Consider the following 13,084-nt stretch of genomic DNA (forward strand, 5'->3'; position numbering starts at 1 on the left):
CGATGACCGCCATGCTGGAGATGCGCAACGTCAGCAAGAGCTTTGCCGGTGTGCAGGCGCTGCGCGACGTCAACTTCTCGGTTCACGCCGGGCAGATTCACGCGCTTGTCGGCGAGAACGGCGCCGGCAAGTCGACGCTGATGAAGGTGCTGAGCGGCGTCTATCCACACGGCAGCTACGAGGGCACCATCGTCTTCGAGGGCGAGGAGCGGCGCTTCCGCGACATCAACGATTCCGAGGCGCTCGGCATCATCATCATCCACCAGGAGCTGGCGCTGATTCCGCTGATGTCGATCGCGGAAAACATCTTCCTGTCGCACCCGCCGTCGAAGCTCGGCGTCATCGACCGCGACGAGGTGTACCGGCGTACGCGCGAGCTGCTGGCTCAGGTCGGCCTGAAGGAATCCCCGGATACCCTGATCACCGATCTCGGCGTCGGCAAGCAGCAGCTGGTCGAGATCGCGAAGGCGCTGTCCAAGCGGGTGCGGCTGCTGATCCTGGACGAGCCGACGGCTAGCCTGAACGAGGCCGACAGCGCCGCGCTGCTTGAACGCCTCATGACCTTCCGCGAGCAGGGCATCGGCTCGATTCTGATCTCGCACAAGCTCAACGAGGTCGCCAAGGTCGCCGACCACATCACGGTGCTGCGCGATGGCCGCACCGTCGACAGCATCGATTGCCGCAGCGAGCCGATCCAGGAAGACCGCATCATCCGCAGCATGGTCAACCGCGATATGGCTCACCGTTTCCCGGAGCGCAGCGTGACGATCGGCGAGCCCGTGCTGGACGTTGCGAACTGGTCGGTCTATCACCCCATCCATCCCGAGCGGCAGGTGATCAAGAACGTCAGTTTCGGCGTCAGGCGCGGAGAGGTCGTGGGCATTGCCGGCCTAATGGGCGCTGGCCGCACCGAATTCGCCATGAGCCTGTTCGGCCGCTCCTGGGGCACCAATATCAGCGGCAGCCTCCGGCTCGAAGGCCGAGACATGGTGCTGCCGAGCGTCGCCGCGGCGATCGACGCCGGTCTCGCTTATGTCACCGAGGATCGCAAGCAGCTCGGCCTGATCCTCGCCGACGACGTCCGCAAGAACATCACGCTCGCCAGCCTCGACCAGGTCGCACCCAAGCGGGTGATCGACGACATCGCCGAGCTGAAGGTCGCCAGCGACTATCGCACCCGCATGCGCATCCGCTGCTCCGACGTCTATCAGGAGACCGGCCAACTCTCCGGCGGCAACCAGCAAAAGGTGGTGCTGTCGAAATGGCTGATGACCGACCCCAGGGTCCTGATCCTGGACGAGCCGACGCGGGGCATCGACGTCGGTGCCAAATACGAGATTTACTGTATCATCAACGAGCTGGCCGAGGCCGGCCGTGGCGTCGTGGTGATCTCCTCGGAGATGCCCGAGCTGCTCGGCATCTGCGACCGCATCTGCGTCATGAATGACGGCGCCTTCGTCGGCGAATTCAAGGGCGCGGACGCGACGCAGGAGAAGATCATGCGCGCGATCATGCGCAACGAACGAAATAATGGGAACGCCGCGCCCGCGGCCGCGGAGATGGGAGGATCGCAGCCATGACCGACAAGACGGTGTCGCTGCCCGAGGAGCGCCGGCACGGCAGCTTCATCAAGAACAATTTGCGCAACTACGGCATGCTGATGTCGTTGATCGCGATCATGCTGTTCTTCCAGGTCATGACCGGCGGCACGCTGCTGCAGCCGCTCAACCTGACGAACCTGGTGCTGCAGAACAGCTACATCGTCATCATGGCGCTCGGCATGCTGCTGGTGATCGTCACCGGCCATATCGACCTTTCGGTCGGCTCGGTCGCCGGCTTCGTCGGCGCGGTGGCCGCCGTGCTGATGGTGACGTACAAGATCGACTACACGCTTGCCTTCATCGCCTGCCTGTTGCTGGGTGCGGCAATCGGTGCGGCGCAGGGCTATTGGGTGGCCTTTTTCGGCATTCCGTCCTTCATCGTGACACTGGCGGGCATGCTGGTGTTCAAGGGGCTCGCGCTCGCGGGGCTGCAGGGCCAGTCCCTCGGCCCGTTCCCGCCGACTTTCCAGAAGCTGTCCTCCGGCTTCATTCCGGAGCTGCTGCCCGAGGCCGGAACGCTGCATCCGACCTCCATGCTGATCGGTGCGGTGCTCGCGCTCGGCCTCGTCTATGCCAGCGCCAAGGGCCGCTCGCGCGAGCAATCGCATGGCATCGAGGTCGAGCCTTATGCGTTCTTCCTCGGGAAAAGTGTTCTGCTCGCCTGCGCCGTGCTCTATTTCACCTATCTGATTGCTTCGCATCGCGGCCTGCCGAACGTGCTGGTCATCATGACCGCGCTGATCGCGCTCTATGGCTTCGTCACTCGGCGTACCGTGATTGGCCGTCAGGTCTATGCGGTGGGTGGCAATGCGAAGGCGGCGAAACTGTCGGGCATCAAGACGGAGCGGCTGACCTTCCTCACCTTCGTCAATATGGGCGTGCTCGCCGCGCTCGCCGGGCTCGTCTTCGCGGCGCGCCTCAATACCGCGACGCCAAAGGCCGGCCTCGGCTTCGAGCTTGACGTCATCGCCGCTTGCTTCATCGGCGGTGCCTCGGCCTATGGCGGGGGAGGGCGCGTCGGCGGCGCCGTGGTCGGCGCCATGATTATGGGCGTGATGAACAACGGCATGTCCATCCTCGGCATCGGCATCGACTATCAGCAGGTCATCAAGGGCCTGGTGCTGCTGGGGGCGGTGTGCATCGACGTGTATAACCAGCGGCGTTGAGGTCCTCGTAGCCGGATGTAGCGGAGCGCAATCCGGGTTTGGTCCCTCAGTGAAGCTGTCCCGCATTGCGCTGCGCTCCATGCGGGTTACGCTCCTAACCACCCTACGGCAGCGGTGATTGCGTCGTGAACAGCACTGCTGCGATCGCGACGGAAAGGCTCACTGCCGATACGGTTGCCACCGTCGACAGCACCCCCATTCGCCGCAGCGCAATCGCGAACGCGATGATGATGGGGGTCGCGGTCATCAGACCGATTTGTGCATCGCTCATCTCATCGCTCGCCATTTTGCGGAACCGTCGGATGAATCCAGCCTATGACGGCGGACCTGGCGGGACGTTGCGGTAACGCAAACGCGCTTCTAACCCGTTGCACTATTTGACCGGCGACAAAGTCGTGATCGCGCTGCAGGGATATCCGTTTCGCGTGTTGGGACGGAAGGCAGATGTCGGCGACGGATTGCGAGCAACAGGGAACCGGCTGGGGCATCCTGGAAGATCTTCCCGGCGATCCCATGATCTGGGTGCTCATCTTCAGCGAGCTCGCCGCCTTCGGCCTGTTCCTCGGTGCGTTCGTCATCGCTCGTGCGCTTCAGCCGGTGGTCTTCGCCGCCGGTCAGGCGACGCTTGACGCGCATCTGGCGGGAATCAACACCATCGTGCTCGTGACCAGTGGCTGGGCTGCCGCGCGTGCGACAACTGCGGCACGGGCGGACGACAGGGCGCGTGCGCGCGGCTGGCTGTTTGGCGCCATGGCGCTCGGTGGCGTCTTCATCGCGGTCAAGCTGTTCGAATATGCCGGTGAGATTGCGTCAGGAAACGGCCTGGAGACCAGTCCGTTCTTCACGCTGTACTTCCTCCTCACCGGCTTCCATCTCCTGCATGTCGGCCTCGGCATCGTGATCCTGGCGGTAGTTTCCCGGGGAGGCCGGGCAGCGGGCGTCGAGACCGGAACCGCTTTCTGGCACATGGTCGATCTGCTCTGGATCGTCATGTTCCCCATCATCTATCTGGTGCATGCGTGATTCCGGACCGTCTCGACATCGCCTGGATCACATTGATCGGACTCGCGCTCGCGACCGTTCTGGTCCCGCCGCTGGTGTCGCATCCCTTGCTGGCCAATGCCTTGCTGCTGACCTTCGCCGCCGTCAAGGGCCGCCGTATCGTGCTCGATTTCCTCGACCTTCGTGCCGCGCCCGCGCTTTGGCGGGGCCTCGTCAGCGCCTGGGTCGTCATCGTGGTGCTGTTCGCCTGGCTCGCATCCGCCATCGTCGCCCTGATCTGACTGGGGCGCTGCACACCGTCGCACTCGTTGCGCTTCGACAAAGAGCGCCTCCCGGCGATCGGCAATAAATCGCATCACAGATTTTATCGACTTGAAACCGGAAAGGATTGGCAATGGCTGAACGCCTGACCAAGTCGGCCGCCCGAAATGTGTTCTATGGCGGTTCGGCCTTCTTCTTCGCCATCTTCATAGGGCTGACGGCGCACAGCCATTACTACATGGCCACGACGTCCACGGACGCGACGATGCTGACGTCGTCGGTCGCCCGCGGCAAGCATGTCTGGGAGAAGAACTCCTGTATCAACTGCCATACCCTGCTCGGCGAAGGCGCCTATTTCGCCCCTGAGGTCGGCAACGTCTGGGATCGCTGGGGCGGCAATGAGGATCCGGCCGCAGCGCGCGAGACACTGAAGGCCTGGATGCAGTCGCAGCCCTCGGGCGCGCCGGGCCGGCGGCAGATGCCGCAGTTCAACCTCACCAACCAGGAGCTCGACGATCTCGCCGACTTCCTGCAATGGACCAGCAAGATCAAGCGGCAGGAATGGCCGCCGAACAAGGCCGGCTGAGCATGATCCGGAAAAGTGTGAAGCGGTTTTCCGAAAAGATCATGCTCAAAAAACAAGCAAAACAGGCTGCCTTCCTCTTTCCAGACAGAGAGAACCCGAGATGAAATATCAAACCCAGAAAGTCGCGATGCTGTATTTCTACGGCGCGCTGACCCTGTTCCTGGCCCAGGTCCTGTTCGGCCTTCTCGCCGGAACCATCTACGTGCTGCCCAACACCCTGTCGACCCTCCTGCCGTTCAACATCGTCAGGATGATCCACACCAACGCGCTGATCGTGTGGTCGCTGATCGGCTTCATGGGCGCAACCTATTTCCTGCTCCCGGAGGAGACCGAGACCGAGCTCTACAGCCCGCTGCTGGCGAAGATCCAGTTCTGGATGTTCTTCGGCGCAGCCGGTGTCGCCGTGGTCGGCTATCTCTTCCACTATCACGAGGGACGCGAGTTCCTCGAGCAGCCCTTTATCATCAAGGTCGGTATCGTCGTCGTCTGCCTGATGTTCCTGTTCAACGTCACGATGACGGCGCTGAAGGGGCGCAAGACCACGATCACCAATATCCTGTTGTTTGGGCTGTGGGGCGTCGCGATCTTCTTCCTGTTTGCCTTCTACAACCCGGCGAACCTTGCCGTCGACAAGATGTACTGGTGGTACGTCGTCCATCTCTGGGTCGAAGGCGTCTGGGAGCTGATCATGGCCTCGGTGCTCGCCTATCTTATGATCAAGCTCAACGGCATCGATCGTGAGGTCGTCGAGAAGTGGCTCTACGTCATCATCGGCCTTGCCTTGTTCTCAGGGATTCTCGGTACCGGCCACCATTTCTACTGGATCGGCGCGCCCGGCTACTGGCAGTGGATCGGCTCCCTGTTCTCCACGCTCGAGGTCGCGCCGTTCTTCACCATGGTGATCTTCACGGTGCAGATGACCTGGAAGGCCGGCCGCAAGCATCCGAACCGCGCCGCGCTGTTGTGGTCGGTCGGCTGCTCGGTGATGGCGTTCCTCGGCGCCGGCGTGTGGGGCTTCCTGCACACGCTGTCCTCGGTGAACTACTACACCCACGGCACCCAGGTCACCGCCGCGCACGGCCATCTCGCCTTCTTCGGCGCCTATGTGATGCTGAACCTGTCGGTGATGGCCTATGCGATCCCGCAGCTCAAGGGACGTGCGCCTTATAACCAGTGGCTCTCGATGACGAGCTTCTGGATCATGTGCACGGCCATGATGGTGATGACCTTCGCGCTGACCTTCGCGGGCGTGGTCCAGGTTCACCTGCAGCGCGTGCTCGGCCAAGGCTACATGGATGTGCAGGATCAGCTCGCGATGTTCTACTGGGTCCGCCTGGGCTCCGGCGTGTTCGTTGCGATCTCTGCGCTCATGTTCGTCTGGGCCGTGCTGGTGCCGGGCCGCGTGAAGAAGGCGGTGATTCCCGCCGCTCTGCAGCCGGCTGAGTAGACGAGAGAGGGCGGCCGCGGTTCGCCGCGACCGCCTGCTTCCTGGAAAGTCCGGAGAGACATCATGAAAGCTGCCCTTCACACGGTGACCTCAGCGCCTGAGTTGCCGGCCTATGTTCCATCCGGAAACGAATGCGAGCTCTTCGAGCATGCCTGGCGGCGGCGTCTGCCGGTCCTGCTCAAGGGGCCGACCGGCTGCGGCAAGACGCGCTTCGTCGCGCATATGGCGGCGCGGCTGGGACTGCCGCTCCACACCGTCGCCTGTCACGACGATCTGACCGCCGCCGATCTCACCGGCCGCTATCTGCTCAGGGGCGGCGACACGGTGTGGACCGATGGTCCGCTGACGCGCGCCGTGCGCGAGGGCGGCATCTGCTATCTCGACGAGGTCGTGGAGGCCCGCAAGGACGTCACCGTCGTGCTGCATCCTCTGACCGACGATCGTCGCATCCTGCCGCTCGAACGCACCGGCGAGGAGCTGGTGGCACCGAGCAGCTTCATGCTCGTTGTCTCCTACAATCCCGGCTACCAGACGCTGCTGAAGGCGCTGAAACCCTCGACGCGGCAACGCTTCGTGGCCATCGAATTCGATTTCCTGCCGCCAGAGCAGGAGATCGGCGTCGTGTCCGCCGAAAGCGGGCTGTCGCCGGAGCGCGTGCGGCCGCTGGTGGGGCTGGCTGGGCGGCTGCGCGCGCTCAAGGGCCACGATTTGGAGGAGGGCGTGTCGACCCGGCTCGTTGTCTATTGCGCGACCCTGATTGCCGCAGGTACGGCGGTCGCCGATGCCGTGCTGGCCGGCATGATCGAGCCGCTCACCGACGACGCCGACGTGAAGGCGGCGCTGCTGGACGTCGCCCGCGCCGTCATCGGGTGAGGCCGCGCCATGCTCGATTTCCTCGAACTGGAGGAGACGGTCGGCCGCGCCTGGCACAGGATGGTCGGCGGCACCGCGAGCTATCCGGTTCACGACGATCACGCTGTCGCTCTTGCCGAGGTGAGGGGACGCCTCGCGGTGATGTTCCGTGCGCTCGGCGGTGAGACCGGCGTCCAGATCGCGAGCGCAGGTGCGCGGAAATCGGGGCACCGTCTCGGCTGGCGCCAGCGCATCGGTCTGGGAGACGAGCGGCTCGCGCAGCCGGGCCGTGACGCCGCGACCATCTTCCTTCCCGATCGCATTGCGATCTTTCCCGATCGCGCGTTGAACGCGGCGCTCTATCGCTGGCTTGCGGCGTGGTTCGCGGCGGCGCCGATCGAGACGGTCACGGAACGCGATCCGCTGCGGCGGGATCTTCTGGTGCTGCGCCGGGCAAGCGAGACGGCGGTCTTCGTGCTTACGCAATTTCCCGGCCTCGTCGCGGATTATGCCGACCTCGCCGCGGCAACGGCCGAGGCCCGGCCCCGCCGCCCCTTGCCGCGCATCGAGCAGGAGGTCGAGCAGATCGTCGTCGCCTTGCTCGGAGCCGGCAAGGCACCCGCGGGCAAACTGTGGCCGGCGATGATGGGGACGGGTTCGCTGCCGGACAAGGCGCCGCCGGGTTATCATTCGATCCTGCCGTGTCCGCTCTGGGGGGATTGCTGGACGCGCGAGCTCTCGGCTGCACATGCCGGCGAGGACGAGTGTGCGCCGGGCGCGGAAGCCGCGGCGCAGGACGATCGCAAACGCTTTGCCGTCCGCGAGCGCGAGGACAATGCCAACCGCCGCGATCCTTTCGTGCTCAACCGCTTCGAGAAGATCCTCGCGATGGCCGAGATGGTCAATGTCGACCGTCCGGCCGACGACAGCGACGACGAGGATGCGCAGAAGGCGGCCGACGATCTCGAGGAGATCACGCTCAGCCGCCGCACCGGCAAGCCGGCGAGCCGGTTCAAGTTCGATCTCGACCTGCCGCCGGAAGCCCTCGATCCATCGCGGCTGAATGCGGACCTCACCTATCCCGAATGGGACTATCGCAGCGCCTCCTATCTGCCGGACCATTGCCGTGTGCTCGCGGCCGCGGCCACCGAGCAAGGCGAGAGCTGGACGCCTGACGAGGCCATGCGCCGGCACATCCGCCAGGTGCGCCGTCGCTTCGAAGTGCTGCGGCCGCGCCACGAGCTGATGCGCGCCCAGGCGGACGGACACGACCTCGATCTCGACGCCTTGGTGCGTGCGCGGTGCGACCTGCGCGCCGGCAGCGGCGGCAGCGGTCTTGATCGGATCCATGTCGCGATGCGCCCGCAAGGGCACGATCTCGCCGTCACGCTGCTCGTCGACGTCTCGCTGTCCACCGATGCCTGGGTCGACGGCTGCCGCGTGCTCGATGTCGAGAAGGAGGCGCTGCTGGTGCTTGCCCACGGGCTTTCGGCCTGCGGCGATCACCACAGCATCCTGACCTTCACCTCGCGCCGGCGATCCTGGGTGCGGCTCGAAACCGTCAAGGCCTTCGGCGAGCCGATGAGCGCGGTGGTGGAACGCCGCATCGGCGCGCTTAAACCGGGCTATTACACCCGGATCGGCACGGCGGTGCGCCACGCCGCCGCCGAGCTCGCTCGCCAGCCGCAACGCAAGAAGCTGCTGATCGTCCTCACCGACGGCAAGCCGAACGACGTCGACCACTACGAGGGCCGCTTCGCGGTCGAGGACACCCGCAAGTCGGTGCAGGAGGCGCGCCGGCTCGGCATCGCAGCCTTCGGCGTCACGGTGGACGCAACCGCCCAATCCTACTTCCCGACATTGTTCGGTCGCGGCGGCTACGCCATCCTCGGCAATATCAAGCGGCTGCCCGCCGCGCTGCCGGCGATATACCGGCAGGGCGCGCATTGATACTGGAACGGTCAACGCCGCATCGTTCCGTTTTGGCCGAACTATTGCTCATATCGTGAGTATATGATCGAATGACCAGATGGAGCAGGGCCGGCCAAAACCCGATCTGATCATCTTCGACTGCGACGGCGTGCTCGTCGACAGCGAGCTGTTGAGCTGCCGCTGCCTGTCGGAGGTGCTGGCCGAGTTCGGCATCGCACTCAGCCAGGAGCAGGCGCTCGAGCTCTTTCTCGGACGCAGCACCAAGGCGATCGAGCAGCACTATCGCGACCTCGGGCAGATCGTGCCGGACGGCTTTCTGCCGCGCTTGAAGTCGCAGGTGCTCACGACCTTCGCGGCTTCGCTGCAGCCGATCCCCGGCATTGCCGGCGTGATCTCCGACTTGTCTGTGCCGTTTTGCGTGGCCTCGTCCAGCGACATGGACCGTGTCGCACTTTCACTCGATGTTACCGGCCTGCGCGCGCATTTCGGCGAGCGGATCTACACCGCGCAGATGGTCAGGCATGGCAAGCCGGCGCCCGACCTCTTTCTCCTCGCGGCGGAGAAGATGGGAGCGAAGCCTGCGCGCACGCTGGTGATCGAAGACAGCGTCAGCGGCGTCAAGGCCGCCAAGGCGGCCGGCATGACCGTCTGGGGATTTGTCGGCGGCGGCCATTACCGCAGCCGCGAGGGAGAGGCTATATTGTCCGGCGCGGGGGCCGACCGAGTCTTCGCGCGCATGAGCGATTTCTGGGAGGCGTAGGCCCGCATGGCCGCCGAGAACGACAGATCGCGACTTGACGATGCCGCGCGTGCCGGCTGGCTCTATTTCATCGCCGGCCATACCCAGGACGAGATTGCCAAGATGCTGCAGGTCTCGCGCGCCTCGGCGCAGCGGCTGGTGTCGTTGTGTCTCGCCGAGCGCCTCATCACGTTCCGGCTCGAGCACCCGATTGCTGCCTGCATGGAGCTTGCGGCGCGCCTGAAGCAGCGTTTCGACCTTGTCCATTGCGAGGTCGTGCCGGCCGATCCCGCCGCGCCGCAGGCCACTGCGGGCATCGCCGAACGCTGCGCCAATTTGCTCGATTCGACGCTGCGTTCGGAGACGCCCGTGATCGTTGCGCTCGGCACCGGCCGGGCAGTGCGCGCCGCGGTCGAGCGCGTCACGCCGATCGACCGGCCCAATCACCAGATCGTCTCGCTGGTCGGCAACATCTCCGCCGACGGCTCGGCGAGCTTCTACGACACCGTCGGCCGGCTCGCCGACCGCACCGGCGCGCGGCATTATCCGATGCCGCTGCCGTTCCTGATGTCGTCCGAGGACGAGCGCAACAAGATGGTCCGCATCGAGCCGATCGCCAAGGTGAAGGCGGTGGCGGCCAAGGCGGATTTGCGTCTCGTCGGCATCGGCCAGATGGACCAGAAAGCGCAGGTTCACATCGACGGCTTCGTCACCCGCGACGAATTGTTCGAGATGATGCGGCTGGGCGCCATCGGCGAGATCACGGGCTGGGCCTACGATTCAAAGGGGCGCCTGCTCAAGGCCGGCACCAACAAGCGCCTCACCAGCATTCCGCCGGAAGTGCCGGCAAAGGCTACGACGATCGGCGCCGCGGTGGGGGCGGCGAAGGTGACGGCGATCGCCGCGGCGCTGAACGGCGGGCTGATCAATGGCCTGATCACGGACGAGACGACGGCAAGGGCGATTCTAGAGCGGTAGCAACGCGTTCGCGCGGCAATCGACACTGCGCTCCTCTCCCGCTTGCGGGAGAGGAGGAGCAAGCTGCGGCGTTCATTCCCAACAAATGCCATCGCTTCCGCCCGCAGGACCGTCCATCACTCCCGCACCGCAGCACTCATAAGTTGCTGGAACGCCCGCGCGCCTGCTTGACAATGACCGTCGCTCTGTTGAACATACGCCCAACGCGTGGGCATATGCTCAAAAGCGCGAGTCCAAGGGAGGTCACCGTGAAACACGTCCTGGGCGCCGTCTGCGGCGCATCTGCACTTTTGCTGGCCGTCTCCGCGATGGCCGAGACGACCCTGACAATCGCCACCGTCAACAATGGCGACATGATCCGCATGCAGGGGCTGACCGGCGAATTCACCAAGAAGAACCCCGATATCACCGTGAAATGGGTGACGCTGGAGGAGAACGTGCTGCGCCAGCGCGTCACCACCGACATCGCCACCAAGGGCGGCCAGTTCGACGTGCTCACCATCGGCACCTATGAGGTGCCGATCTGGGCCAAGAAGGGATGGCTGGTGCCGCTCGCCAATTTAGGGGCCGATTACGACGTCGCCGACCTCTTGCCGAAGATCAAGGATGCGGTCACCGCCGACGGCAAGCTCTATGCCGCGCCGTTCTACGGCGAGAGCTCCATGGTGATGTATCGCACCGATCTGTTCGAGAAGGCCGGGCTGAAGATGTCGGAAAAGCCGACCTGGGATTTCGTGATCGATGCGGCCAAGAAGCTCACCGACAAGAACGCCGGAACCTACGGCATTTGCCTCCGCGGCAAGGCCGGCTGGGGCGAGAACATGGCGTTCCTCTCGGCCATGGCTAATTCCTACGGTGCGCGCTGGTTCGACGAGAAGTGGCAGCCGCAATTCAACACGCCGGAATGGAAGACGACGCTGACGACCTATGTCAATCTGATGAAGGAAGCCGGTCCTCCCGGCGCGAGCTCCAACGGCTTCAACGAGAATTTGGCACTGTTCAACGCCGGCAAGTGCGCGATGTGGATCGACGCCACGGTGGCGGCGTCCTTCGTCACCAACCCCAAGGATTCCAAGGTCGCCGACAAGGTCGGCTTTGCGCTGGCGCCCAATACCGGGCTCGGCAAGAACGCCAACTGGCTGTGGGCCTGGAACCTCGCGATCCCGGCCGGCTCCAAGAAGACCGAAGCGGCCGAGAAGTTCATCGCCTGGGCGACCAGCAAGGACTACACCAAGCTCGTGGCGTCGAAGGAGGGCTGGGCCAACGTGCCGCCGGGCACGCGCACCTCGCTCTACAAGAATGAGGATTACCTGAAGGTCGCCCCGTTCGCGAAGCTGACGCTGGCCTCGATCGACGCCGCCGATCCGAACAAGCCGACGGTGAAGCCGGTGCCCTATGTCGGCGTGCAATACGCCGCAATCCCCGAATTCCAGGGCATCGGCACGCAGGTCGGCCAGCAATTCTCGGCCGCGCTCGCGGGATCGATGACGGTCGATGCCGCGCTCACCGCGGCGCAATCGGCGACCGAGCGCGAGATGAAGCGCGCCGGCTACATCAAATGAACCCGAGCTCTTCCTCCTGAGCTCCGACTTGCGGCCATCCGGCATCATGGATGGCCGCCTTCTTCCCGCCAGCGGAGAAGCGTTGATGGCAACCCGGCAGACGCAGTTCCTTGCGCGCTCGCTCCTGACGCCGGCCGTCGGGCTGCTGTTCATCTGGATGATCGTCCCGCTGGCGCTGACGATCTACTTCTCGACGCTGCATTACAGCCTGCTCGATCCCGGCTCCGAGTCGTTCATCGGGCTGGAAAACTTCCGCTACTTCCTCACCGATCCGGCCTTCCTCGCCTCGCTCCAGAACACGCTGGTGCTGGTCGGCTCGGTGCTGGCGCTGACGATCCTGCTCGGGATTCCCCTTGCGCTGTTGATGGACCAGCCGGTGATCGGACGCAATTTCGTGCGGCTGATGGTGATCGCGCCGTTCTTCGTGATGCCGACGGTCAGTGCGCTGGTCTGGAAGAATTTGTTGATGCATCCGGTGTCCGGCCTGTTCGCCTGGCTGGCCTCTCTGTTCGGCCTGACGCCGATCGACTGGTTCAACGATGTGCCGCTGTTTGCGGTCATCCTGATCGTGACGTGGCAATGGTTGCCGTTCGCGACGCTGATCCTGCTCACAGCGCTGCAGTCGCTCGACGAGGAGCAGAAAGAGGCCGCCGAAATGGATGGTGCCAGTGCGGTCTCGACCTTCATCTACATCACGCTGCCGCATCTGGCGCGTCCCATCACGGTGGTGCTCCTGATCGAGACCATCTTCCTGCTGACGGTGTTTGCCGAGATCTTCGTCACCACCGGGGGAGGGCCGGGCCTGCAAACCACCAACATCGCCTTCCTGATCTATTCGCAGGCGCTGATCCAGTTCGACGTCGGCAGTGCCTCCGCGGGCGGCCTCGTCGCCGTGGTGATCGCCAACGTCGTCGCCTTCTTCCTCGTCCGCATCGTCGGCCGCAATCTGGAGGCCTAG

The 13,084-nt window shown here is 64.4% G+C and carries 13 protein-coding genes; 12 read left to right on the top strand and 1 reads right to left on the bottom strand.

The window, feature by feature from the left end; genetic code table 11:
• The first annotated feature begins 2 nt into the window (after positions 1-2).
• Positions 3-1,580 carry a multiple monosaccharide ABC transporter ATP-binding protein gene (gene mmsA / locus X268_RS10260; RefSeq protein WP_128924833.1) on the top strand — a complete coding sequence of 526 codons (1,578 nt, stop codon included), beginning with the start codon at positions 3-5 and terminating at the stop codon, positions 1,578-1,580.
• Positions 1,577-2,767, top strand: a complete 1,191-nt coding sequence (mmsB, locus tag X268_RS10265) for a multiple monosaccharide ABC transporter permease (protein ID WP_128924834.1) — start codon at positions 1,577-1,579, stop codon at positions 2,765-2,767. The genes mmsA and mmsB overlap by 4 nt, the downstream gene beginning before the upstream one ends.
• 103 nt (positions 2,768-2,870) lie before the next feature.
• Here the strand turns inward: mmsB and X268_RS39330 are convergent, their stop codons facing one another.
• Positions 2,871-3,038, bottom strand: coding sequence for a hypothetical protein (locus X268_RS39330; protein WP_164937648.1), 168 nt, complete (start codon positions 3,036-3,038; stop codon positions 2,871-2,873).
• Positions 3,039-3,211: 173 nt separating this feature from the next.
• Between X268_RS39330 and X268_RS10270 the strand changes: the two genes are divergently transcribed.
• The 10 genes from X268_RS10270 (at position 3,212) to X268_RS10315 (ending at position 13,084) form a co-directional block, all read left to right on the top strand.
• Complete coding sequence (locus X268_RS10270; protein ID WP_128924835.1) at positions 3,212-3,790, top strand: cytochrome c oxidase subunit 3 family protein; 579 nt, start codon at positions 3,212-3,214, stop codon at positions 3,788-3,790.
• Entirely contained in the window at positions 3,790-4,050 is a 261-nt protein-coding gene (locus X268_RS10275; RefSeq protein WP_164938115.1) for a cytochrome C oxidase subunit IV family protein, read from the top strand. Before X268_RS10270 ends, X268_RS10275 begins: the two co-directional genes overlap by 1 nt.
• Before the next feature lie 113 nt (positions 4,051-4,163).
• The gene (locus tag X268_RS10280) at positions 4,164-4,616 is read left to right on the top strand and encodes a c-type cytochrome (protein WP_128924837.1); all 453 of its coding nucleotides are present in this window, start codon (positions 4,164-4,166) and stop codon (positions 4,614-4,616) included.
• 100 nt (positions 4,617-4,716) lie between these two features.
• Positions 4,717-6,063, top strand: a complete 1,347-nt coding sequence (locus X268_RS10285) for a cbb3-type cytochrome c oxidase subunit I (RefSeq protein ID WP_128924838.1) — start codon at positions 4,717-4,719, stop codon at positions 6,061-6,063.
• A gap of 63 nt (positions 6,064-6,126) precedes the next feature.
• Positions 6,127-6,936, top strand: coding sequence for a CbbQ/NirQ/NorQ/GpvN family protein (locus tag X268_RS10290; RefSeq protein WP_128924839.1), 810 nt, complete (start codon positions 6,127-6,129; stop codon positions 6,934-6,936).
• Between the two features lie 9 nt (positions 6,937-6,945).
• Positions 6,946-8,865, top strand: a complete 1,920-nt coding sequence (locus tag X268_RS10295) for a nitric oxide reductase activation protein NorD (protein ID WP_128924840.1) — start codon at positions 6,946-6,948, stop codon at positions 8,863-8,865.
• Between the two features lie 79 nt (positions 8,866-8,944).
• The gene (locus X268_RS10300; protein ID WP_128924841.1) at positions 8,945-9,607 is read left to right on the top strand and encodes an HAD family hydrolase; all 663 of its coding nucleotides are present in this window, start codon (positions 8,945-8,947) and stop codon (positions 9,605-9,607) included.
• A 6-nt stretch (positions 9,608-9,613) separates the two neighbouring features.
• Entirely contained in the window at positions 9,614-10,564 is a 951-nt protein-coding gene (locus X268_RS10305; RefSeq protein WP_128924842.1) for a sugar-binding transcriptional regulator, read from the top strand.
• Positions 10,565-10,779: 215 nt separating this feature from the next.
• Positions 10,780-12,126, top strand: a complete 1,347-nt coding sequence (locus tag X268_RS10310; RefSeq protein ID WP_164937649.1) for an ABC transporter substrate-binding protein — start codon at positions 10,780-10,782, stop codon at positions 12,124-12,126.
• Positions 12,127-12,211: 85 nt separating this feature from the next.
• The gene (locus tag X268_RS10315; RefSeq protein ID WP_128924844.1) at positions 12,212-13,084 is read left to right on the top strand and encodes a carbohydrate ABC transporter permease; all 873 of its coding nucleotides are present in this window, start codon (positions 12,212-12,214) and stop codon (positions 13,082-13,084) included.

Source organism: Bradyrhizobium guangxiense (assembly GCF_004114915.1).
Lineage (GTDB): Bacteria > Pseudomonadota > Alphaproteobacteria > Rhizobiales > Xanthobacteraceae > Bradyrhizobium > Bradyrhizobium guangxiense.

Coding starts and splice junctions, on each gene's coding strand:
- mmsA (WP_128924833.1), top strand. CDS start 3: ATGACCGCCATGCTGGAGATGCGCAACGTCAGCAAGAGCTTTGCCGGT.
- X268_RS10305 (WP_128924842.1), top strand. CDS start 9,614: ATGGCCGCCGAGAACGACAGATCGCGACTTGACGATGCCGCGCGTGCC.
- mmsB (WP_128924834.1), top strand. CDS start 1,577: ATGACCGACAAGACGGTGTCGCTGCCCGAGGAGCGCCGGCACGGCAGC.
- X268_RS10280 (WP_128924837.1), top strand. CDS start 4,164: ATGGCTGAACGCCTGACCAAGTCGGCCGCCCGAAATGTGTTCTATGGC.
- X268_RS10300 (WP_128924841.1), top strand. CDS start 8,945: ATGGAGCAGGGCCGGCCAAAACCCGATCTGATCATCTTCGACTGCGAC.
- X268_RS10270 (WP_128924835.1), top strand. CDS start 3,212: ATGTCGGCGACGGATTGCGAGCAACAGGGAACCGGCTGGGGCATCCTG.
- X268_RS10310 (WP_164937649.1), top strand. CDS start 10,780: ATGCTCAAAAGCGCGAGTCCAAGGGAGGTCACCGTGAAACACGTCCTG.
- X268_RS10315 (WP_128924844.1), top strand. CDS start 12,212: ATGGCAACCCGGCAGACGCAGTTCCTTGCGCGCTCGCTCCTGACGCCG.
- X268_RS39330 (WP_164937648.1), bottom strand. CDS start 3,038: ATGAGCGATGCACAAATCGGTCTGATGACCGCGACCCCCATCATCATC.
- X268_RS10295 (WP_128924840.1), top strand. CDS start 6,946: ATGCTCGATTTCCTCGAACTGGAGGAGACGGTCGGCCGCGCCTGGCAC.
- X268_RS10285 (WP_128924838.1), top strand. CDS start 4,717: ATGAAATATCAAACCCAGAAAGTCGCGATGCTGTATTTCTACGGCGCG.
- X268_RS10290 (WP_128924839.1), top strand. CDS start 6,127: ATGAAAGCTGCCCTTCACACGGTGACCTCAGCGCCTGAGTTGCCGGCC.